The 23623-nt window shown below is 40.2% G+C and carries 20 protein-coding genes; 10 read left to right on the top strand and 10 right to left on the bottom strand.

Translation table 11 applies throughout. From position 1 onward, the window contains the following. Positions 1-56 precede the first annotated feature (56 nt). On the top strand, positions 57-530 hold the full coding sequence (gene rlmH, locus H8744_RS11785; RefSeq protein ID WP_262435013.1) for a 23S rRNA (pseudouridine(1915)-N(3))-methyltransferase RlmH: 474 nt from the start codon (positions 57-59) through the stop codon (positions 528-530). A gap of 113 nt (positions 531-643) precedes the next feature. Here the strand turns inward: rlmH and H8744_RS11780 are convergent, their stop codons facing one another. Further along, positions 644-4114: a T9SS type A sorting domain-containing protein gene (locus H8744_RS11780; RefSeq protein WP_262435012.1), complete on the bottom strand. Its 3471-nt coding sequence runs from the start codon at positions 4112-4114 to the stop codon at positions 644-646. A 181-nt stretch (positions 4115-4295) separates the two neighbouring features. Here H8744_RS11780 and H8744_RS11775 point away from each other — a divergent pair, with 181 nt between their 5' ends. Continuing rightward, positions 4296-6239: a PKD domain-containing protein gene (locus H8744_RS11775; RefSeq protein WP_262435011.1), complete on the top strand. Its 1944-nt coding sequence runs from the start codon at positions 4296-4298 to the stop codon at positions 6237-6239. 120 nt (positions 6240-6359) lie between these two features. Here H8744_RS11775 and H8744_RS11770 read toward each other — a convergent pair whose 3' ends face one another. From H8744_RS11770 to H8744_RS11745, 6 genes are all read right to left on the bottom strand, one after another. After that, positions 6360-8558, bottom strand: a complete 2199-nt coding sequence (locus tag H8744_RS11770) for a DUF3857 domain-containing protein (RefSeq protein ID WP_262435010.1) — start codon at positions 8556-8558, stop codon at positions 6360-6362. Then, positions 8555-10381, bottom strand: a complete 1827-nt coding sequence (locus H8744_RS11765) for a transglutaminase-like domain-containing protein (protein WP_262435009.1) — start codon at positions 10379-10381, stop codon at positions 8555-8557. Before H8744_RS11765 ends, H8744_RS11770 begins: the two co-directional genes overlap by 4 nt. A 377-nt stretch (positions 10382-10758) precedes the next feature. Continuing rightward, complete coding sequence (gene queF / locus H8744_RS11760) at positions 10759-11214, bottom strand: preQ(1) synthase (RefSeq protein ID WP_262435008.1); 456 nt, start codon at positions 11212-11214, stop codon at positions 10759-10761. A 69-nt stretch (positions 11215-11283) separates the two neighbouring features. Continuing rightward, complete coding sequence (gene queC / locus H8744_RS11755; RefSeq protein ID WP_262435007.1) at positions 11284-11958, bottom strand: 7-cyano-7-deazaguanine synthase QueC; 675 nt, start codon at positions 11956-11958, stop codon at positions 11284-11286. Positions 11959-11971: 13 nt separating this feature from the next. Further along, complete coding sequence (locus tag H8744_RS11750; protein WP_262435006.1) at positions 11972-12652, bottom strand: queuosine precursor transporter; 681 nt, start codon at positions 12650-12652, stop codon at positions 11972-11974. 153 nt (positions 12653-12805) lie between these two features. Further along, on the bottom strand, positions 12806-13303 hold the full coding sequence (locus tag H8744_RS11745) for an RNA polymerase sigma factor (RefSeq protein ID WP_262435005.1): 498 nt from the start codon (positions 13301-13303) through the stop codon (positions 12806-12808). 161 nt (positions 13304-13464) lie between these two features. Between H8744_RS11745 and H8744_RS11740 the strand changes: the two genes are divergently transcribed. Next, positions 13465-14751, top strand: coding sequence for a DcaP family trimeric outer membrane transporter (locus tag H8744_RS11740; RefSeq protein WP_262435004.1), 1287 nt, complete (start codon positions 13465-13467; stop codon positions 14749-14751). Positions 14752-15223: 472 nt separating this feature from the next. Here H8744_RS11740 and H8744_RS11735 read toward each other — a convergent pair whose 3' ends face one another. Beyond that, positions 15224-16744 (bottom strand): OmpP1/FadL family transporter, encoded by a 1521-nt coding sequence (locus H8744_RS11735; RefSeq protein WP_262435003.1) that lies wholly within the window; start codon positions 16742-16744, stop codon positions 15224-15226. 216 nt (positions 16745-16960) lie between these two features. Here H8744_RS11735 and H8744_RS11730 point away from each other — a divergent pair, with 216 nt between their 5' ends. The 6 genes from H8744_RS11730 (at position 16961) to H8744_RS11705 (ending at position 21687) form a co-directional block, all read left to right on the top strand. Then, positions 16961-17980, top strand: a complete 1020-nt coding sequence (locus tag H8744_RS11730) for a 2-hydroxyacid dehydrogenase (RefSeq protein ID WP_262435002.1) — start codon at positions 16961-16963, stop codon at positions 17978-17980. A gap of 45 nt (positions 17981-18025) precedes the next feature. Next, positions 18026-18730, top strand: coding sequence for a pirin family protein (locus H8744_RS11725; protein WP_262435001.1), 705 nt, complete (start codon positions 18026-18028; stop codon positions 18728-18730). A gap of 31 nt (positions 18731-18761) precedes the next feature. Then, positions 18762-19406, top strand: a complete 645-nt coding sequence (pdxH, locus tag H8744_RS11720; RefSeq protein ID WP_262435000.1) for a pyridoxamine 5'-phosphate oxidase — start codon at positions 18762-18764, stop codon at positions 19404-19406. 66 nt (positions 19407-19472) lie between these two features. Further along, positions 19473-20204 (top strand): MBL fold metallo-hydrolase, encoded by a 732-nt coding sequence (locus H8744_RS11715; protein WP_262434999.1) that lies wholly within the window; start codon positions 19473-19475, stop codon positions 20202-20204. A gap of 11 nt (positions 20205-20215) precedes the next feature. Further along, on the top strand, positions 20216-21289 hold the full coding sequence (locus H8744_RS11710; protein WP_262434998.1) for a DUF4468 domain-containing protein: 1074 nt from the start codon (positions 20216-20218) through the stop codon (positions 21287-21289). An 11-nt stretch (positions 21290-21300) separates the two neighbouring features. After that, positions 21301-21687 (top strand): VOC family protein, encoded by a 387-nt coding sequence (locus tag H8744_RS11705; RefSeq protein WP_305067368.1) that lies wholly within the window; start codon positions 21301-21303, stop codon positions 21685-21687. 86 nt (positions 21688-21773) lie between these two features. Here the strand turns inward: H8744_RS11705 and H8744_RS11700 are convergent, their stop codons facing one another. Further along, positions 21774-21962: a hypothetical protein gene (locus tag H8744_RS11700; RefSeq protein WP_262434997.1), complete on the bottom strand. Its 189-nt coding sequence runs from the start codon at positions 21960-21962 to the stop codon at positions 21774-21776. Positions 21963-22063: 101 nt separating this feature from the next. Here H8744_RS11700 and H8744_RS11695 point away from each other — a divergent pair, with 101 nt between their 5' ends. Then, positions 22064-22801: a class I SAM-dependent methyltransferase gene (locus tag H8744_RS11695; protein ID WP_262434996.1), complete on the top strand. Its 738-nt coding sequence runs from the start codon at positions 22064-22066 to the stop codon at positions 22799-22801. Between the two features lie 175 nt (positions 22802-22976). On the opposite strand, the gene H8744_RS11690 is transcribed toward H8744_RS11695, so the two are convergent. Continuing rightward, positions 22977-23585: a TlpA family protein disulfide reductase gene (locus H8744_RS11690; protein WP_262434995.1), complete on the bottom strand. Its 609-nt coding sequence runs from the start codon at positions 23583-23585 to the stop codon at positions 22977-22979. Positions 23586-23623: the final 38 nt, after the last annotated feature.

Genomic DNA, 23623 nt, shown 5'->3' with positions numbered 1-23623 from the left:
TTGCAAAATAACATAAAAAATAGCTATTTTTGTGCGATAATCATAACTGTATCAAGATGAAAACGACTTTGCTCGTCGTAGGACGAACCGTAGAATCCCATTATATCACTGCTATAAACGACTATATTCAGCGTACCAAACGCTTCATTTCCTTCGATATGGAAGTGATACCGGAACTTAAAAATACAAAAAGCCTTTCAACGGATCAACAAAAAGAGAAAGAAGGAGAACTTATCTGTAAAACACTGCAACCGGGTGATTTCATCGTATTACTCGATGAACATGGAAAAGAGATGCGTTCCCTCGAATTTGCCGATTACATGAAACACAAGATGAACACGGTAAACAAACGCCTTGTATTTATCATTGGCGGCCCTTACGGATTCTCACAAAAAGTGTATGACGCAGCGCACGAAAAGATATCCATGTCAAAAATGACTTTTTCACATCAGATGATACGTCTCATTTTTGTAGAGCAGATTTATCGTGCAATGACCATATTGAATGGAGGTCCATATCATCACGAGTGATTTCCCAAGAAACATATATTCATATTTGGTGTAACAATTAAAAAATGGCTACCGCGTGGAATTACTGAATAAAACAACGGTAGCCATTTATGTATATCATTACTAGTCTAAAACTATGGAACAACTATTTTAATAGTTCGGATACCCGATTCGGAAGATGCACGTAAAACATAAGTTCCGGAAGTCAACACGTTAGTGATCTCATCCATATTTGTACATTTTTCCTTCTGCACCATAACTTTTCCGAGGATATCGAACACTGTGATATCAGGTGTTTCATTGAACGGAATCAAAGCAATTCCCACCTCATCTTTTGCATTTGCAGAAATTGGGATATATACATCAGCAGCACCCTTAGAGGATAATCTAATATATGCTTCATGCACACCTATCTCATTAGAGGCGAATTTTAAAGTAAATGAGCCTCCTTCAGCAGGCAATGTTTTTTCTGAAACAGAGAATTTACTTTTGTTCGGACCTCCCAAACTTATTGTTATTGGTTCTGTAATATTCTGTCCGGTCACAGTGATTGGCGCTGTTGTATAGTCAGTCCCCACAAGTGCTTCAAAAGCAAGCTGCGTTTCAGACGGAGTCAATTTCGGCAAATCCGTACGTCCGAAACTTACATCATCAATGTAATAGGTTGCCGAATTTTGTGTACCCCGAGTACTCTTAAAGCGGAATCCCATAAAAAAGATATCAGCTATATCTTGGCCTTCAAGTTCAATGTGGTATTCCAGCCACTCTTCATTCATATCTTTTAAATGCGGCATTTCAAAACCACCTACCGGAGAGATATACATCTCGTCCCCTTCCATATCAATATAACAAAGTTCCAATAAATCGGTCTGGTCATCACGAAGCAAATTTCCCATAACACGGAAAGTAAAGGTCTTGGAAGCTGCGTTCTTAAAGTCCAACGGAGGAGTCACCAATAACATTTCACAAGGAGTCTCTTTTCCGGATTCCACTTGAGAATCGTATGCCGTAACTTTGGCCACTTTATTGAGAACAGTTTCACCATCTTTAAAATCATACCCCCACCATGCTCGTTTACCTACCGTTGCCACATTTTTCCATCCTGTTACAGAAAGTGGTTTATTATTCACGGCACTACTAAACGACTCGTTGAGTAATGTCGTCGGATTACTTGTATCCAACGGTAGTTCATCCCCTTCTTTCTCTTCTCCGGGATCTTCACCGGCTGTTGCCGTTCCCGTTATCGTGAGATAGAATGTTTCAAGTTCTAGAGTTGAAAACTCGATACGTTCGGTATAAGTGCCCACTTTCTTTGGAGCAAATGTAATTTTCAAATCATAAGTTCCATTTTGCAGGAACATACTGCTGTTGATACGGAAACTTCCCTCTCCTTCATTCATCATTTTGGCGTATAAATAATCAGGAAGATTGGCCGTAGTCACTTGTATCGTCTGTTCTTGAGTTTTATTTGCCTCAACAGAGAATGCCGGCAAAGTTTCAGGATTTATGGTTACCACAGGAGGATTGGCAGGATCTATGCAAACACCGCTCAATGCAATTCCCTTATTAAATTCCGGCGCACCCATACATTCAAGATTCAACCGTCCTTCATGTTTGCCTATCTGTGTCGGAGTATAAGTAACGACCAGTTCGGTCTCGCTCGTGCCAGCAGGAATTTCTTCCTTATTTATGGTAAACATTGTTCCCGATTTTCCTGTAATATACAACGATACTTTGTCAGGAAGATTATTCGCCTTTATAGTAAATGTTACAAATTCAGTAGGAATATTCAGGTGGGCAGTCTTCGATTCTACTTTTTCAGGGGTTATTTCCAATGATGGGTCACCAACCGGCAACTTCACAATGTCGGTCAAAGCACGAGGGGCAATCACAGCTGCTGCGGCAGAAGTGGAAATACCGATCAATGTAACTGTTTCTGTAGGGATAACCGTTCCCATAATATCAGTTCCTTTAAAAAGTTTCATCCGTGCATCGGCAGTTCCGTCGTTGATGGCTGGACTTACCAAATCTTCGGTAAATACAGCCCCCTCTTCTACATCCTTAAATGTAACATTTTCCATCTTTATCAATTTACCTGCATAATCTGCAGGAGAAGCAGTCAAAGCCGCAGCAGTCACAACAACCGGTTCAACCACATTTCCTTTCGAAATAACGGTTCCCAACGTTCCATCAGCAGGAATAGCGGAATTAAGCCCTGCAATGGACTCCACCGTACATATGAAACCTGTTATTTTATCACCTATGCTATAAGAAACAGTGATGTCACCAAACCCATCATAAACGGGGATTGCTCCTGTGGCATCCTGCACATAATATGTTGTCTTCGTACCATCTTTATATATATAAGAAATAACACCTTCTCCCGTGTAGCGATACGTTTTATAATCCTCCTTTTTCTTTGTACTAAGTGTTTTCAGATCGGCAACATCAATCAGTTCTATGGAATTCCAAAAAACAGACAAGGTACCCTGAGCGGCTCCTTCACTGTCAAATAAAATATTATCCGTATACAAATCGATATCTTTTGGTGTCAATGTAACCGTCACATTAAAACCTTCGGGAGCTTCTGCATCCGCTTTTGAAATGGTAGTCACAGAAGTAGTTATTTCTCCGGTTTCCATTCCACTTAAAGTGATATCACTTTTGAGATTGACGCCTTTCACATTTATCTCCTGAGTGTAAACTTTACCGATAAAGACTTCCCCGATTGCCAAATTCTTCTTTGAAAGCGTTATTGCCGGAATCGGTTCAGGTGCTTCACTGCTAAATAGCTCCGGATAACTTCTTGCCACCCGGATGGCATCAATAATAACGTTCGGAGCAACCTTACTTGTCGTCCCTCCTTGGCGGCATTCGATAGCCTGAAAACCATTCTTGGCAGAGACATCTCCATCCAATCCATCGACATATTTGGCAACAGCAGCAACAGGTTCAGTTGCAAAATTTACCGGATTGACAAATAAGGAAACCTCATCATTGGTCACACCGTCCACGCATTCATATTTCACTACTACAAGGTAGGTCTTGTTCAATTCATATTCTTCTTCACTCATAACTGGTTTTGCCGACGAACGACTCACTCCTAGCTTGAACTTTCCTTCTTCCCCGGCTAAAGCAAATAATCTTGCATATTCGGTTCCGCTTTTCCCATCCGCAACATTACCAGTAGCTGTCTTAGAGACAATAGCCATAAAATAGACTTTATCATCTGCGTCTCCTGCCGCTTTTACATTAATTAAAGCGGAATAATAAAGTGTACCGCTATTTATGTGTTCATCACCTTCGGTAAATTTTTTCTGAAGATCTTGGCCACTTGCAACATTTAATAACTCCACGGCATTCCCATTAGCATCATCCTGATAACCTGTATACGTAAGAGGATTATTCACAACCTGAATCGCCCCTCCCGAACTCGAAGCATATTTCATCCATCCCCCTTGTCCATACAAATCACCTTCAGGATAATTAAAATTTTCGTTCAAATACATCTGTGCATGTACCCCAGAAGGTGCTAACAGAAGTATTCCAACCATAAATAACACCACAAAACAGAAAGTTTTTCTTGTAAAGTAATCTTGCTTCATAAAAAATAGTTTAATAGGTTTAAATACTGATTTGATAACAATCACATAGTCTATTTTGCAATTTTAGTTATAATTTTCAATAAATACAATATAAATGCATTATATTTGCATAAGAAAAGGAAAATAACTGTATCAAAGCAGTACCTATTAAAATATCACTAACTAGAAAAATAATTTGCTTATGACAAAGAATTACCTGTTCATCATTGTATTCCTTATCTGGCTTCCTAATCTACAGGCACAGATAGTAAAAGCCAATTTTACAGCCAAAGAAAGTACAAAAGAAATCTACAGACAAGGATTTGATTCTCAGGAAGAACTCAAAGATTGGAAACTTCAAACCACCAATTCATCTTACACCTGGCATCTCGTAACAAAACCGAACATCAATGGAATTCCTCCCTTCTCTGCTATCAATGCAGACAGCAAAAACTCCCTTGCCGTCTGGTATGATGACAAAGCAGAGCAAAATGAAATCATTACCTCTCCGGAAATACTAATACCGGAAGGTGGAAAATGCTCATTTTATGCCTGTTTCGATGGAGTATTCGTCCTATATGCTAACTTAACCCTCACCGTAACAGACGGATCTGAAGAAAAAGAATTATTCAATGCACATTCATGGGCTCAGGAATCGGGACATGAAAGACCGAAATGGCTACCTTTTAATCTTGATTTGGCAGAATTCGCAAATAAAAAAGTAAAATTCTCATTTCATTATGAAGGGAAGGGAGGAGATGACGTCCTTATTGATGATTTTATCATCAGCCAAGAAGATCATACAGGAGAAAGTCCTGCAATAATCAATGAAGGGTCACAGGTGCATTTTACCGATTTATCCACAGGTACTCCTACTTCTTACATTTGGACATTTGAAGGAGGCGAACCTTCTACATCTACCGAACAAAATCCAGTAGTGACTTATCAGAAAGCGGGCACATATCCTGTAAAACTTGTCGTAAGTAATTCTGTAGGAAACGATGAATGCGAGCGTGTAGGATTTGTCGTTGTCAAAAGCATTGCACCGACAGCTATCATCGGATTTCCGGAAGAAGGATATCTGTCTCCATGGGTGGCCTGCTATTTACCACTCGATACAGAAGTCCACTTTACCGATCGTTCGAAAGGTAAACCGTCTACATGGAACTGGCAACTGCAAGGTAGTAATAAAGAAACCTGCAACGATCAGAATCCGATAGTGTCCTATCCTTCAAAAGGATTATATAGCTTATCACTTACTGTCGGAAATACTGCCGGCACGCATTCAGTCGTATACGAACACGCACTACAGGCTGGCGGCGAACAATATATATGGAATGTAGAAATGGATGAAACCGAAAATCTTGCTCCTATCGACCTTGCATTTTATGGTTATTACGGTGGCACAAACTGGCTGGATATAACAGCTTTCGCTGAACGGTTCGACAAACCCGCAGTCAAAGGACTCATCTCCGAAGTAGCCATCTATTTTGCCTCGGTAAAAACAGTTACCCCGGATGCATTAATAACAGTCTCCATTGCTCGTGAAGAAAACGGCCTGCCGGGTGAAACATTGGCTTCTGTCCAAGTACGGGCTGATGAACTGAAATATTCGGATGACACCTTTGAGGCTACTTACTTTAGATTTGCGGAAGCAGTGGAAGTAGATGAAGCATTTTTTATTACTATCAGCGGTTTCCCGAACAACAGTACAGATGAAGATACCGATGCCATAGCAATGTTCTGCTCTCCCCGAAGAGAAAACGGAGGTAAATCTACTGTTTACCATCAATTAGCAATATTGGATGATAACTTCCAACCTACCGGTGAATTGGAATGGACTAAAAATAATGATGAATTCTTATCGTTTGCAGTATGCCCACTCTTTGCATTCAAAGACAAATCAAGTTCCATCCACACCGAGCAATCAGAAACAGCCCCACTTATTTACATATCGGATGAGATTTTGTGCATAAATACCTCAAAAGACATCCAATCCATCAGTATATATACTACTACGGGACAGAAAATATACACCAATGGACATCCGTTATCCTCATTATCCATTAAGGATTGGGAAAAAGGAATCTATATAGTAGTTGCAGTGATTGATGGCAAGAAAGTGGTACAAAAAATTAAACTATAGCCTTTAAATCAAAATTTAAAGGGGAACTTATTCTTTTATATTAATAAGATCCTATGTCAAATCTGCTCGGTTTTCTTTTCGAAGGAAAATATAAACAGATTTTAAGTTCCCCTTTAAATATTATTTCCTTAAAACCATCACCTGCGAATAAAAACCGGAAGTAGCATCAATAAGTTCAAGTAACTGAGGCCAATGAGATACAGGTTCATAAGCATTCATATATTGTTTCTGTATTTTCATTACCAATTTCCGATCTGTCAAAACAATATCCGAAGTAAAAAAGCCACATCTATTCCGTACATTTACCTTTAGCTTATCCAAACTCCCTTCATTAATATGATACCCATCCGGCAAAGTAAATGTTATTTCATAATTGAAAAGGCGCGCACAGGGCATATATACGTCTTCCGTACGGTTTCGTCCATTCTCATTCAAATTCAGTTGGCAACCAATAAGTTGTCCTATAGATAAAAGCAAATTCTCACCCGCTTTTTTTACCATATTCTCCATTACATATTTCACATCATAGACCAGCACAGCACTGTCCGCCACTACACCCGGACAAACCAACCGGTATGTCATAATTTCCTTGGGCTCTTGCTCATGATAGATAGCAACTTCCGTCAAATAACTCTTTTTCAATCCTTTTCTATCCTCTTCCAATCTTTCTATTAAATTGTCTACATACTTTCGATGTTCTCTTGTATATTCCTCTATCAAGCTTGCAGGTATTTCCAAACGACGACGCATCGCTTTATCCCAATCTTCATAATTTAGTAGCAGATTCTGAAAAGGCGCTTTCATTCCTCCGGTGAGTTCCATATTCCGCTCTATCGATAGCTCAAGTGGATTATCATCTTTCAAGGATACATCCATTTTGACCCGGAACTGATTAGCCACCGCAAGAGAAGCGGGAAGTGTGTCCTTCAAAAAAAGACTTCCGGCACCATAATCCATATTCTTAGCGGGAATCAACACGACTGGTTCTCCTTCAAAACCATCCGGTAAAACTCCTGAGGCATCATACATATCAGGGTACATATATGCTTTTTTATCTCCTTTCCTCATCAAAAGGAAACTGACATCGTACATCTGGAAAAGATCGTCCATCCGCTCCATGTTACGTCCGGTTACCAGTCCTACCATATATGACAAATCAAAAGATTCCATTAACTTATGCAGACAGACAACAAATCGCTTAGATCCATAATTCGGATCGGAGGGCCAATTAAAAATGAGCGCTTCATATAGATAATCCATCAACTGTTGTTCTGTAATGCCAGGATGCGATTTCTGATATTGTTTCGCCATTTTCCGTACTTTATTAACCATATAGCCACAAGACATATAATTATCACGTGCCATCCTATCCATCAGATAAAACGCATCTTGCTGAACGGCAGCAACAGGAAGATTTCCATAAACACCGGACTTACGGGCATTTTTGGGTTTATATTCGAATGCTAAATTATTGTCTAAAACATTCATACAGATCATAGGACTTTGTCTCATCGGCACATACCACAAAGAAGCATCCTGTTGTTTAGGCAAATTGGCTGCTGTAGCATCTAACACGATGTTTCCATCAGCATCGGAAGATTCAATAAACCTCGGAGCGCCATTCATGGAACGATACTCGGTAGTCAACTTACGTGCAATCTCACAATGCACAGTATAGTTCAATATCGGATACCGATCCACGAAACAATAGATATAAGGTTCCAAACGAGCATCTTCCAAACGAATTTCTTCATGAAAAAAATAATCGAGTATATCTCCTATTTGCAAATCCGGAATAGCGAGTTTCTGTCTGTCCTCTTTATCTTTCTTACCACGGGTCACATTGACAGCCTCATCAGGGTCTACTTCATGCACCGTACCATCAGGTTTAATGATGCGCGCTCCGAAAACAATCCGCTGCCTGTTCCGGCTCATCCCAGACATCTGTTTCTTTTCCATCTGGTAATCGAATTCTGAAAACTCATCAAGAGCGGCTTTATCATTAATTCGTACCATTGCCCGATAAACCTCTTCAGCGATGATCTCCTTACTGATGGCACCCGTAGCCATCATAAACTTACCCCAATTAAACTTATTCTTACCGGTAGCATTCAACCGGTTATAGACAGCCAATAATACAGCGGATTCATTCTTGTACTCATCCGGAATATCACGTTTTTCAAATTCGGGAAGTGACCAACTCCATACTTCCTCACGTACCCTACGTGCATATTCGTCATAATTTTCAGCCCACGAAGAGACAGGCAAAAGTAACAATAGAAATACACTGACAATCCGGGTTATTACATTGAATTTCATTTTGATATATCTTTAATTAAAATAATCTGTTCGGAAGCGGCTTCCATCAACTGTTTCACATCCTTATTCCAGGTCACAAAATCGTCTCTACGGATGAAAGGATTATGAATCCTTATTTCCCGGAGATACAGTACACTATCGGCTCTCTTTGTATAAGAGAGACTAAAAGTCCCTTGTTTATTCTTCCTGACAAACGGATCCGGTAAATGGGATATCTTATAACCTTGCGGCACTTTTAGAATCACCTCACACACATAATGGTAAGGAAATGCCATATGAAAATCATGCTGCCGGTTTAACGTATCTATTTGTGTAGTATAAGAATCGAGTTGGGGATCCAGTTCAATATAATATTCATCGTCTAATTGCTGGCAAGAAGAATTATTATGGATAGTGAATGCAATTTCCAAAGCCAATGCCTGAGGATCATTTCCTGTCAGTTGAATGTCTGTAACTTTATTAACGGTCTTTCCTAAAGTAAAATGACTGCTCAGGAATTCGCTCCGTCTACTGGTTTCCAAAGCATCATATGAAAACAAGAAACAACATTTCAAATCGCCAAAAAGTTGCTCCCGCCCTACTCCCGACAGCCTGCCATTCTCTAAGGAATATTCGTAATGAATACTATCAGTATTCTGATTAACATCTGATCTCGGCAAAATATCGACAATACAGCTATCTCCATTCTCTATCAGTACCTGTTGCCCTTGAATATGATAAGGATAATAACCTAACGGAAGATACCTCATGGTTGCATCCAGATAATATTTCTTTCCGCCAAAAAATAATGCGCATATCATATGATTGCCCGATGCCAGTGTTGGTACATCTGTGAATCGAGTAGCAATTTCATTCGTACCCATCCAACAGAGACGGGCATCAAATTGTAAAGCAACGAGAAATGCTTTAAGCAAAGCAGACATCCCCTTACAATCCCCATATCCTTTACGTAACACTTCCGAAGGGCGATCCGGCTTATGCCCCGATTCACCATCTTCAAACGCAATATACCGAATATTTTTCTGTACCCAAGCATATACAGCCTCGATCTTCTGTTCCTCCGAAAGACACCCTTCGGTAATTGCTAAAGCTTTCTGTCGAACAACCGATGAATCTTCAGTATCTACCAGCCCACTCAACCAATGATATAAATCATGATATGAAATAAATGCACCCAACACCAGTAAATGTGGATAGACAAAAGCGCGGCCAGGCATAGAATATTCTTTCTTAAAGGGTTTTTGATCAGTTACGAAATAAGTATAAATCGTATTCCCGGTTTTCGCATCCAACACTTTCTTAACCGTTATATTTGAAGAGAAATTTTGTTCAAGCAAATTGATATTTAATCCGGGAGGTATGATAATATTAATCTTTTTCTGTTTTACAAAGTAAATATCAGGCAAATACACGGAAGTAAAATAGCGTATGTCATGATAAGTTTTCTCAAAAGTCACTTCCGCTTTTTTCCCTTTTCGATCAAAATAAAGATTAAAGAAGCATACTTTTGTGTCATCATAAAACACGTTTTCAGGAATAACCTGCTGGTACAAAGCCTTATTAAACAAGCTACCGGCACTTGCCTTATCAATCGTAATGTATTTGCCGTAGTAAGTAGCCACTTGTATTCTCTCACCTGCCTTTGTCGCTTCATATTCAGTCGAAAGGCGTACATGAAGCACCGGATTTCCCGATTCCAACGAAAAAGTATAAGTTTCTTCCGCTGATGTAATAATGACATTATCACTGTCAATAGACTGTGCAGTCACAGGTAACAAAGTGAAAAGGAATACTAAGCAGCATAGTATCAATCTATTATCCATAGTATTATGATTTTTCAGTATTTTACGCCTAACTCATTCTTAACCTTGTTAATATACTTTTCCAATTGGTATATAGTTGTCGTAAACATAGGCCGTTTTACACCATAAAAATAGGTATTATTACAATATGAAAGAACTTATTTAACATATACTTAAAATACATCCTTTATCAGAGATCAAAAGTAATGTTTATTTTCCTATAAAATCTTTCATATCACACTAATACATACTTATTTATACATCTAATCTTCTTTTAGATCCTTTCTCATTACCAATTTCCTTCGCGTAAGACTTTCTCTAAAATCCTGCTCCGTTTTCGATTATACTTATTGGTTTGTTAATTTCAAAATTTAAAGAATCTGCTCATTTCTTTTTCATCATTCATGATTCATCAACCGATGTGCCGCCATTTGCTCATATTTCGTACCGGGACGACCATAATTAGCATAAGGATAAATAGAAATTCCTCCACGTGGTGTGAAAATTCCAGTAACTTCAATATACTTTGGGTCCATCAACTTGATTAAATCTTTCATGATAATATTTACACAATCTTCATGAAATGCACCATGATTACGGAAACTGAACAGGTAAAGCTTCAGACTTTTGCTCTCTACCATTTTTATATCCGGCAGATAGCTAATGCGTATCTCTGCAAAATCCGGTTGCCCAGTAATAGGACAAAGACTGGTAAATTCGGGACAATTAAACCGTACCCAATAGTCATTCTCCGGGTGTTTATTATCAAATGCTTCAAGTACTTCAGGAGCATAGTCTTGTTTATACTCGGTTTTTCCACCCAAGAGAGAGAGTTGATCTTTTAATTCGACCATAAAAATGAGATTTATTATCTTGAACACATACCTCTATAAAAGAGGCACATTGAATGCAATATTATTTTTTTATTCTGATAAAGCAATGGAGTCTTTCTTCCTCAAATATTCTTCCAAACCTTGACGACGCAGTTTACAAGCCGGACAATGGCCACAACCATCACCTTGAATTCCATTATAACAGGTCAATGTATCCTGCCGGATCAGTTCGAGTACCCCCAATTCATCAGCCAACGCCCAAGTTTGTGCTTTATCAATCCACATTAATGGAGTATGAATAACAAACTGCTCATCCATAGCCAAATTCAAAGTAACATTGAGAGATTTGATAAAAGCATCCCGGCAATCAGGGTATCCGCTGAAATCCGTTTGTGAGACTCCGGTAACGATATGATTGATTCCTTTTTCACGAGCGTAGACTGCTGCAATGCTAAGGAAAAACAAATTACGTCCCGGCACAAACGTATTCGGGAAACTGCCGGCAGGTTTATCCTGATCCATTGCAATCGAAGTGTCCGTCAGAGAATTATGTCCCAACTGACCGACAAAAGATACGTCCATCACTTCAAACTCTACCTCAGCCTCGCAGGCAATTGCCTTCGCAAGTTCCACTTCTTTTTTATGCTTTTGCCCATACAGGAAACTCAATGCATATACCTTCTTAAATTCACGTTTCGCCCAAAACAGGCAAGTGGTGGAATCTTGTCCACCGCTAAATACAACTAAAGCAGATTCTTTATTCACGTTCGGATAAAGTTTAAATTTCTTTTATTTTCAAGACATTATATGAAATGTTTTCATCATATACATCACTGCCATCAATCCGTTTAATAGCATTCACCACCCGGATGGTAACTGGAAGGATGATGACTTCATACATTGATTTCAAAACAATCTGTATTCCCATCATTAATAACAGTTCGGGCCATGCAATGATACCACCGAAAGCAATGGGGAAAAATATAAACGAGTCTGCCGTTTCCCCTACCAATGTAGAAAGGATGGCACGAGCCGAGAAATTTTTCCCGCCACTGGCCACTTTCATCTTACTCATGACATAGGCATTGAGGAAAGAACCGACCAAAAAAGCCATCAAACTGGCTGCTACAATACGGGGTGCCATCCCAAAGACAAAATCGAAATGCTCCTCCCCTTTCCAGAATGGTGCCGCAGGTATGGCAACAGCAATCAAGCCAAGTGCCACAACAAAGAAGTTCATGGCAAATCCACTCCAGATAATGAGGCGTGCCTTCTTGAAGCCCCAAACCTCGGCAATGCAGTCATTAATAATATAAGAAATGGGAAACACAAGCAGTCCGGCTGTAACCGTGATACTGCCGATCTGAATCACTTTTGTTTCAAGAAGATTGGCTGCTATCAGGCATACATTGAATAATATGCCGAGCAACATGAAGGGAACTGATACTTTTTCTTTCATACTCCTGTTTTTTACGTGGTGTTCTAGAATACACGACCGCTATTCACGGCATCATACATTGATTAATTCGGGCGGCAAAGATAAGGCTTCTTTTGAAAACAGGCAAATGAACGAGTACAAATTACATAAATTACACAATCCCCTCCATTAGATTTACGAGAAATCCTTCAGATCTTTCTGTAGCCTTTTCCGCACAAAGAACAGACGGCTTTTTATCGTTCCCACCGGAAGCCCCATCTTTTCAGCTATTTCATTATATTTAAATCCTGCTACATACATCAGAAAAGGACGTCTCATAGATTCTGGAACAGAATTGATTACTTTATACAGTTCTTTAAGATCATATATGTATTCGAACCGTTCGGCATCTTCCGACCCGATCAGACTCTGCTGGCTGATGGTGTAATCATCATCTATCATGGCGGTCTCGCGGAGAGCCCGACGGTAATTATTAATAAAAAGATTTCTCATAATGGTATACATCCACCCTTTAAAGTTTTGCGCATGTACGAATTTCTCCTTATTATCCAATGCCTTCAGCATGCAATCTTGTACCAAATCATTTGCAGAATCCTGATTAGCAGTCAATTTGAATGCAAAGTGACGCAGTTCCGATTCCATTGCTACTATCTTACTTGTTAATTTATCCATCGTTGTCTTGTCTTCTATATTAATATCGGATGCAAAGATGGACTAATTACAACTTTTATCCTATAGCAATATTTCCGCAAAATTTGGCTATTTTTCCTTCGATCTTCAACCATTTCGCATTTAAGTTGTTCTTAGCACATTCACCTAAAACTTAACTTATAATGAAAACAACATTTAGATCAGTAGCCCTGCTACTCGGGGTCGGATTGCTGCCACTCTGCGCAAATGCCCAGAAAAAAGTAATCATCGAAGATGAAGAACCAAACTCGATTATGTTCGTCTCAAGGGACAAAGCAGGAGACGAAATCATACGGATCATGGAAGATACACGCTTAAAACGCTTCCAAGAACCGAATACTCCCCGCTTCCTTTTGACAGACCGCCAAGGGAAATTCGCCTTGGGCATCGGAGGCTATGTACGAGCAACGGCCGAATATGATTTCGGAGGGATCGTGAAAGACGTGGATTTTTACCCGGCACTAATCCCCAATAAAGGGGAATCTTATGTTAGAAACCAATTCCAAATGGACCCTACTACCTCCACACTTTTCCTGAAATTGGTAGGACACACAAAGCATTTAGGGGACTTTGTTATTTATACAGCCGCCAACTTCCGTGGCGATGGCAAGACGCTTGAACTTCAGAATGCATACGCTTCGTTCTTGGGCTTCACCTTGGGATACAGTTATGGTAACTTCATGGATTTGGCAGCGTTGCCTCCAACAATCGACTTTGCCGGCCCAAACGGTTCCGCTTTCTACCGGACCACCCAACTGAGTTATTTATATAGCGGAATAAAAAATTGGAAACTAGGAATTGCGGCTGAAATGCCAGCGGTAAACGGCACGACAACCAGCAATTTATCAATCGGGACTCAACGTATGCCGGATTTTACAGCATCCGCACAATATAACTGGGCAAAGAACAGCCATATCCGTGTAGCAGCGATTCTCCGCAGCATGACTTATTCAAGTGAAGTTCATCAGAAAGCTTATTCCAAGGCAGGCTTTGGTTTGCAGGCATCTACCACATTTTCCGTCACTCCTAAATGGCAGATATACGGTCAGCTTAACTATGGTAAGGGAATCGGGCAGTATTTGAACGACCTCAGTAACCTAAATGTAGACCTCGTACCCGATCCTGAAAACAATGGAAAGATGCAAGCTCTTCCAATGTTGGGTTGGTACGCAGGATTGCAGTACAACTTGACTAAAAACGTATTCGTTTCGGGAACTTATAGTTTATCAAGACTTTATTCAGAGCATGGCTATCCCAGCGAAGACCCATTATATTACCGGAAAGGGCAATACTTGGTTGCCAACGTATTTTGGAACGTAACGAACAATCTGCAAGTCGGAGCCGAATATCTGAGAGGATGGCGTACTGACTTTAATGACCTCACCCGTCATGCCAACAGAATGAACTTATTGGTTCAATATTCATTCTAAAATAGAAGAAAATATTCAGAACCTGTTTTAATGCCCACTCTAAAAGAACTGAAATCCGAGATAAATCATCAGCTTGCATAATGTCAACAAATTTCAGTTTTCAATAGATGTGCTGCGAAGCCAAACAGGAACAGATAAATAGTTGATAATCAAAGGATATTCCCTCTTGTTTTTACCTCGGTGATGAACACCCCCTTGGTCGGTGATGAAAGGTCCCTTCATCACCGACCAAGGGGGTGTTCATCACCGAGATCCAATGCCTTCAGTCGGAAGCTAAATCTATGTAAGGAACTTTCTATCGATTAAGCAACAGACGGAACCACGGAAGTAAGTATAAAGGTTTATCCGGTACTTAAGTTAAAACATTAAAATCAAGTTCCCATCTCAATAAAAAAAGGAGGTTTCATTGACTTCGATGACCGAAGTAATAATGAAACCTCCTTACATATATAAAAAGAATTATTTCGCCCTATCAGAACTTATAGTCAAGTCCGATCCCGAACACCTTATTTGTACGGCTAAATACGTCTTTGCCCGGAATGGCTTGACCCGCCAAAGCAGAAATATTATTGTAATCATCCCACTCCTTGGTATAATCTTCATAATTAGTCCAGAAGTAAGCTACATTAAGTTTCAGATTTTTAGCCAAAGTGAATCCTGCACCAAAACCAAACGAATAAGAACTTACAGCAAAGCTCATGTCACTTTGGTAACTGTCTTCGATGCCGTATTTGGTACGTTGCATACCTGCACTGACCTGAGCCCATTTACAAACATCCCATTCAACACCTGCCAGATACTCATTGGTACCTTTATCAATAAAGTTTTGCTTTCCGGTTCTTTCACCTGTGATCAGATTGGTCGCATCAGCCATTCGTGCGTGTGTATCAAAGAAATGATGGTATCCAACAGAAGCACGCAATACCGGAAGTATTTCATAAGAAACACCCACTGTCAACAAACTCGGAATATCATGGGGCGTATTAACACCCGGTGCGAACAATCCGGTATCATCTACGCGGGTTTTATTTTCAACATTCAATTTGGTATTGAATTCATACTTTACACCGACATTCCATTTGCCCATTTTAAAATCGGCACCGATAATAGGCGTTACCCCCCATCCGGACTGGTCACAATCCAAATATTTATCTTTCGTCATCCCGGCATATTGGCTTGCCATCACTGCCGCTGTTTTATATTTTTGAGCGTCTTCAATTTTACCGGCAATTTCAGCAGCAGCAGCCATTTGTTTAAACTGCTCCGCATAAGTTGTCAGCATCTGATTGACATTTACCATCTTATCATCGATATTTGTCTCGATGTTGCGGATATGACCTTCATAGCCATTGCTTACATAGTTCATACGGAGTCCACCGAATACGGACAGGAAATCCGTTATTTTATAAGTGGCACCCAACTGAAGACCGAAAATCATCTGTTTTCCACGCATGTAACTGTCTACTGAATATCTGTTGGTCTTGGCAAAAGGATTTACCTGCAATACCCCTCCATCAACCAAACTTTGTCCGGCCTGGAACATCAATTTAGGAATCATGGACACCTGTGATTCAAAAGAACCGAGACCTTCGTTGAAAGTGGCCTTACCGCCACCACCAGTCACGGCAAAATTACCGGAAAAGGCCCAATTACCTTTCTTATATGCAGCAAACAAGCTAGGAATAAAAGGGGCGGATGCCTCACCCTTATATACTTTTGTGCCATTATTACCAAACCCGGCGAACGGTGCAAAGGTAGAAGTTATGGTTCGTGTCTGGAATGCACTCTGACCATTGAAAGACAGATGAAAGCCATCTTCAAGGAAAGCCAGACCGGCAGGATTGGAATATACTGCATCAATATCAGTGGAAGCATCGCGTGCCAACATTCTTAAAAATAAAACGTGTTGATTGGTATTTGTCAGGAGACCTCCTGCAAAAGTTGGAATTGAAACGATTAACAACACAATGCTAATCAACGATAATTTTCTCATCTAAATATTTTTTAAATTATTTCGGCTGCAAAGGTACAACAAAATTGCACATGACAAACTAATATGTGCATCTATTTTCATTACAGCCTTCAATTTGATTGAAACATGAAATAGTTTTTAATGAAACAAACCCTGAAACATAGACCTACTCCTGCCCTTTAAACATTCCATCCACCCGGATTGTTAATAATAAGAATTATAAAGAAAAAATGAATTATGGCCTATACAATTGCATTCTTCGGAACCAAGCCTTATGACGAAGCTTCCTTCAACGAAAAGAATAAAGAATTCGGTTTTGAAATCCGTTATTATAAAGGACACCTGAACAAGAATAATGTACTTCTGACCCAAGGAGTGGACGCGGTATGTATTTTCGTAAATGATACGGCTGATGCGGAAGTTATCCGGATAATGGCAGAAAACGGAGTAAAACTTCTGGCCTTGAGATGTGCAGGATTTAATAACGTGGATCTGGATGCCGCTGCAAAATACAATGTAACGGTAGTTCGTGTTCCCGCCTATTCGCCTTATGCAGTAGCCGAATATACGGTAGCCCTGATGTTATCACTGAACCGAAAAATACCACGTGCCTCCTGGCGTACCCGTGATGGCAATTTTTCCTTGCATGGATTGATGGGATTTGATATGCACGGCAAGACAGCCGGCATTATCGGTACCGGGAAAATAGCTAAGATACTGATCCATATCCTACGCGGATTCGGAATGAACATTCTGGCATATGACCTCTACCCGGACTATAACTTTGCCCGCGAAAATCAAGTGGTATATACTTCCCTGGATGAATTGTACCACAGTTCGGACATCATCTCCCTCCACTGCCCACTCACGGAACAAACGAAGTATCTGATCAACGACTACTCCATCAGCAAAATGAAGGACGGCGTGATGATCATCAATACGGGACGTGGACAACTGATCCACACGAATGCCTTGATTGAAGGGTTGAAAAACAAGAAAGTCGGCTCGGCAGGACTGGATGTTTACGAGGAAGAAAGCGAGTACTTTTATGAAGATAAATCAGACCGTATCATCGATGACGATGTACTGGCACGCTTACTTTCCTTCAACAATGTGATCGTAACCTCCCATCAGGCCTTCTTTACGAAAGAGGCGGTAGGAAATATCGCAATGACTACTCTTGAGAATGTCCGTGATTTTATAAATCATAAACCGTTGCTAAATGAAGTGAAGAAAGAAAACCTTTCTTTTTCCTGAAATGTTAAAGACGCATATTAACTTATTAAAAACAAAGGAGACTATATGAAAAAGGTTATACATAAAGCTGACACACGCGGACGTTCACTTAACGATTGGCTGGACAGTCATCACACTTTTAGTTTCGATGAATATTTTGATTCCGACCGTATCAACTTCGGTGCGCTCCGTGTATTGAATGACGACCGCGTAGCACCGGGCGGTGGTTTTCAAACCCACCCCCATAAAAATATGGAGATCGTATCCATCCCCCTGAAAGGGAAACTGGAACATGGAGACAACAAAAAGAACAGCCGCGTCATTACAGTGGGCGATATACAAGTAATGAGTGCAGGTACGGGGATCTTCCATAGCGAAATGAACGGAAGCAAAGATGAACCGGTTGAATTCCTCCAAATATGGATCATGCCGCGTGAAAGAAATACGCATCCCCGTTATAACGATTACAGCATCCGCGAACTGGAACGCAAAAACGAACTGGCACTGATCGTATCTCCGGACGGAAGCACTCCCGCCTCATTGTTGCAGGACACATGGCTTTCCATCGGGAAAATCGAAGCAGGCAAAAAGTTAGGTTATCATACGCACCAGACGCATGGAGGCGTATACATCTTCCTGATAGAAGGAGAAATCGTAGTAGACGGAACTGTGATGCACCGCCGGGACGGGATGGGAATCTATGAAACCAACAGTTTTGAATTCGAGACTTTAGAAGATTCGCAAATCCTTCTGATAGAAGTTCCAATGTGACCAATTATGAATTACTAATGATGAAATAACAATGAAAACCGACTTAGCCGGTATCCGGCAAGAATATACAAAAGGCGGATTGAGGGAAAGCGATTTACCCGAAGATCCGCTTTTACTGTTCAGCAAATGGTTGCAGGAGGCAATAGATGCCAAGGTGGATGAACCTACCGCTGTCATCGTAGGCACCGTTTCACGGGAGGGACAACCTTCCACTCGCACGGTATTGTTGAAAGACCTACATGATGGTAAGTTCATTTTCTACACAAATTATGAAAGCCGCAAAGGCAGACAACTGGCAGACAATCCGCATGTATCCCTTTCGTTCGTATGGCATCAGCTAGAGAGGCAAGTCCATGTAGAAGGCATTGCAAACAAAGTCCCAGCTTCCGAATCAGACCAGTATTTTAAAACGCGCCCCTACAAAAGCCGCATCGGTTCGCGCATCTCTCCGCAAAGCCAACCCATCAACAACAGAATGCAGTTGATGAGAGCTTTCGTAAAAGAAGCCGCCCGGTGGATCGGGAAAGAAGTAGAACGGCCGGAACAATGGGGAGGATTCGCTGTCACGCCTCATCGTATCGAATTCTGGCAAGGCAGGCCGAACCGGTTGCATGACCGTTTCCTCTTCACTTTGCAGACTGACGGAACATGGAAAAGGGAACGCCTTGCACCCTGATTTTTCAGATTTTCCTTGTTTGTCAAACTAAGAATATGTAATATTGCACATCTAAACCAATAACTTATGAAACTGGATTATATTTACCACAGTGGTTTTGCAATTGAAGCCGAAGAGGTGACTATCCTCATTGACTACTACAAAGATTCATCGGAAACCGAACATAACCGAGGCATCGTACATGATTATCTATTGAAGAGACCCGGTAAGTTATACGTGCTTGCCACCCATTTCCATCCCGATCATTTCAATCGTGAAATACTGTCATGGAAAGAGCAGCGTCCGGACATCATCTACATTTTCTCCAAAGATATCCTGAAACACAAACGAGCCGCCAAAGATGAAGCAATCTATATCAGCAAAGGAGAAGCCTACGAAGACGAATGCTTGCGTATCGATACATTCGGTTCGACGGATGTCGGCAGTTCTTTCCTCCTCCATCTGCAAGGCATGAAAATATTTCATGCAGGCGACCTCAACAACTGGCATTGGAGTGAAGAATCCACCGAAGAAGAGATACGGAAAGCAAACGGTGACTTCCTAGCAGAAGTGAAATACTTAAAGCAACAAACTCCCGGCATCGATCTCGTCCTATTTCCCGTGGACAGAAGAATGGGAAAAGATTACATGAAAGGGGCGAAACAATTCATCGAACAAATAAAAACTACTATATTTGTACCCATGCACTTCAGCGAAGATTACGAAGGAGGAAACGCCTTCCAGAGCATAGCCGAAGCGCACGGTTGCCGTTTTATTCGTATTACCCATCGCGGTGAAAGTTTTGATATAACTAAATAAAACATAGAATCATGAACAAATTAACACACTTACTTCTTGCAATTTTCCTATTTTGCCTGCCATTAAGCATAATGGCACAAAAAGATAATGATGACGATGATAGCAGATATCTTGTAGGCGCTGTTCCCTTAATAGAAGGAAAAGTTATCTTTTCAAAAGAATTCAATATTCCGGGAATGTCACAGGAGGAGATTTTCAACCGTATGATGAAATGGATGAAAGAAAGACTGCATGAAAACAAGAATCCAGAAAGCCGTGTAGTTTATTCGGACGAAGAAAAAGGTTCCATAGCAGGCATAGGTGAAGAATGGATCGTATTCAAATCCACTGCTTTGTCACTAGATCGTACATTAATAAATTACCAAGTCACCGTGGGGTGTAAACCGGGACAATGTTTAATGGAGATAGAAAAAATACGTTTTACGTATCGGGAAAAAGAAAAGTATAAGGCAGAGGAATGGATTGTCGATCAATATGCATTGAACAAGAGTCAAACAAAACTGATACGTGGTTTGGCTAAATGGCGCAAAAAGACAGTGGACTTTGCCGATGACATGTTTGCAAGTGCTGCTCGCGCACTCGGTGCAGCAGAAGTGAAAGAGGAACCGAAAACTCAATCCGGCAAAGTAACAGTTACTACACCCGAGCCAGTTGTCATTGCTCCTTCCCATCCTGTAGAAGCAACGACTCCCGCAACGAGTATTATTGCTCCTTCACCTTCGAACAACATGCCCGGTTATAAGGAAATAGCCCCTGAAAAGATTCCGTCTGATGCTATCGGTATGGGAACGGGTAAACTAGTAATTGCCATTGGCAAAGATGCGTTTAATATGACTATGATGACAGCCAATGCAGGTGGTTCTTTGGGAAAAATATCAGGAAAACCTGTCGTGTTCACCATTCTCTCTCCCGATCAGGCATATGAACAAATGGATAAGGCTGAAACGTACTCAGTCAGGTTTTATCCGATAGGAGCCAATGAACCATCAGTAATTTTAGAATGTAAGAAACTTCCGGCTCCTGCAGCTATGGAGGGACAACCCCGTACGTATGCAGGTGAAATTGTAAAAGCCTGGATTAAATAATTTAATTGATTATGGAAATAAAAAGCAGATTCGATCATTTCAACATCAACGTAACTAATCTGGAGCGAAGTATCTCCTTTTATGAAAAAGCGCTCGGATTGAAAGAGCATCATCGCAAAGAAGCCGAAGATGGTTCATTTATATTAGTCTATCTCACAGACAATACTACCGGCTTCCTTTTGGAACTTACGTGGTTGAGAGATCATACAGAAGCCTATGAATTAGGTGAAAATGAAAGTCACCTATGTTTTCGCGTTGCCGGAGATTATGATGCCATTCGCGAGTATCATAAGGAAATGAACTGCGTTTGTTTTGAAAACACCGCTATGGGACTATACTTTATCAATGATCCGGATGATTATTGGATAGAAATACTTCCTTTAGTGAGAAATGAATAGTGAATAGTGAAAACGGGCTGTACATAAAATATAGTATTACTGCGCAGCTCGTTTTTCATTATTAATTATTCATTATTAATTTCCCACTATTTTTTATGCCTATTCGCCCGTTTTCTCCTTATCTCAGCTTTCATCTTAGCAGCTCCGGAGCCATGCAAACCTTTGATATAGGTTGCCTTTTTAGCTTTCGTCTTTACTTTATTTTCATCTTTTTGGGGACCGTCTTTCTTTCCTTTAAAAACGATACCACCCATCATTGCATCTTCAATACTCATAATATATCTTACTTCACTAATTCATAAATTTCTGTGGACAAAGATAATCTTTTTCCACGAAATATCTATCTTTGCCATTCATAACAACAAATAACGACCTGATGGATACAACCATACTCACTGCCGATAAAGATCCCATGGGAGCAGCTATAGCCGATTATTTCACCCATCATAAAGCTAATAAACTACGTGTCTTCTCATCACAATTCGATGAAGACGAGATACCAGTCAAGCAATTATTCCGTACAGCAGCAACAATGCCTATATTGGAACGTACGGCATTAGAAATTGCCAATGGAAATATTCTGGACGTTGGTGCAGGCAGTGGTTGCCACGCTCTTGCACTTCAAGAAATGGGTAAGAAAGTATGTGCCATCGATATCTCTCCCCTTTCTATTGAAACGATGAAGCAACGTGGTGTATACAACACTCGGCTTATCAATTTGTTCGATGAACAATTCACTGAAACATTCGATACCATTTTAATGCTGATGAATGGATCAGGCATTATCGGACGATTGGAAAAAATGCCCGATTTCTTCAAAAGAATGAAGCAATTGCTTCGCCCCGGTGGTTGCATATTAATGGATTCAAGCGATTTAAGCTATCTTTACGAAGATGAAGATGGTAGCTTTGAGGTCAATCTTATGGGTGATTATTATGGAGAGATTGACTTTCAGATGCAATATAAAGATATAAAAGGAAACCCTTTCGAATGGCTATACGTTGACTTTCAAACACTCAGCCTCTACGCTTCCGAACACGGGTTCAAATCTGAACTTGTAAAAGAGGGAAAACATTACGACTATTTGGCTAAAATAAGTCGGATTAACGATTAAAAAAAACGTATGAAATAAATGAGTGATAATTTCTGTTTGTCTTGAGAGAGCTAAACAGCCGTTCAAAAAACATATGTTTGCTCCTTCTACAGATATGAAATATATCCCATTTCTGGAATGTAAGTCATGCCGATAGAAGGAGCAATTATGAAATACTCCTTCTTCTTAACTGCTCTTATTTTTTCAACATTTCATCGATTTTCTGCACTAACAATGTGAATTCTTTTTCATTATAAAGGCGCGTCAACATACTAATTTTACCATCTGCTCCGATCAATACATTTCGTGTAATTCCCGAATCACGCAGAGCGTATTTAGCAAAAATGTCGGCACCCGGATCAAGTCCTAACGGATAAGTGACTCCAGTAGATTTGGCAAAAGCAAGTACTTTATCCAACGGTTCGTCTCGATCAATACCAATTAACACAAAATCAGGATTATTCCTATGTTTCAGCCAAATATCTTTTTCTATAAAAGGCATTTCTTTTCGGCAAACGCCACACCAACTGGCAGTAAACTGCAACATCACTACTTTGCCACGGAGGGAAGAAAGAGTGATAGTTTCACCATCGGTAAGAGTAACCGTAAAATCAGGCGCCATTTCACCAACTTTTACAATATAGCCGGTACTATCTGCCTTCTTTACATTATTTTCTTCCATTTTCACTTCAATACTATCTTTCTCGAGAACTGTATCATTGTTCTGTTTTCTCTGTCCGGTACAAGCCATGAAACTTATAGCTACCAAAGCCAATGAACATCCATAAAAAAAATTCTTTTTCATATATCTTTCTAATTTATTGATTTGCAAATATAAGTAAA

Origin of the sequence: Jilunia laotingensis (assembly GCF_014385165.1) — a bacterium.
Taxonomy (GTDB): domain Bacteria; phylum Bacteroidota; class Bacteroidia; order Bacteroidales; family Bacteroidaceae; genus Bacteroides; species Bacteroides laotingensis.
This window is presented reverse-complemented; position numbering and strand designations above follow the sequence as displayed.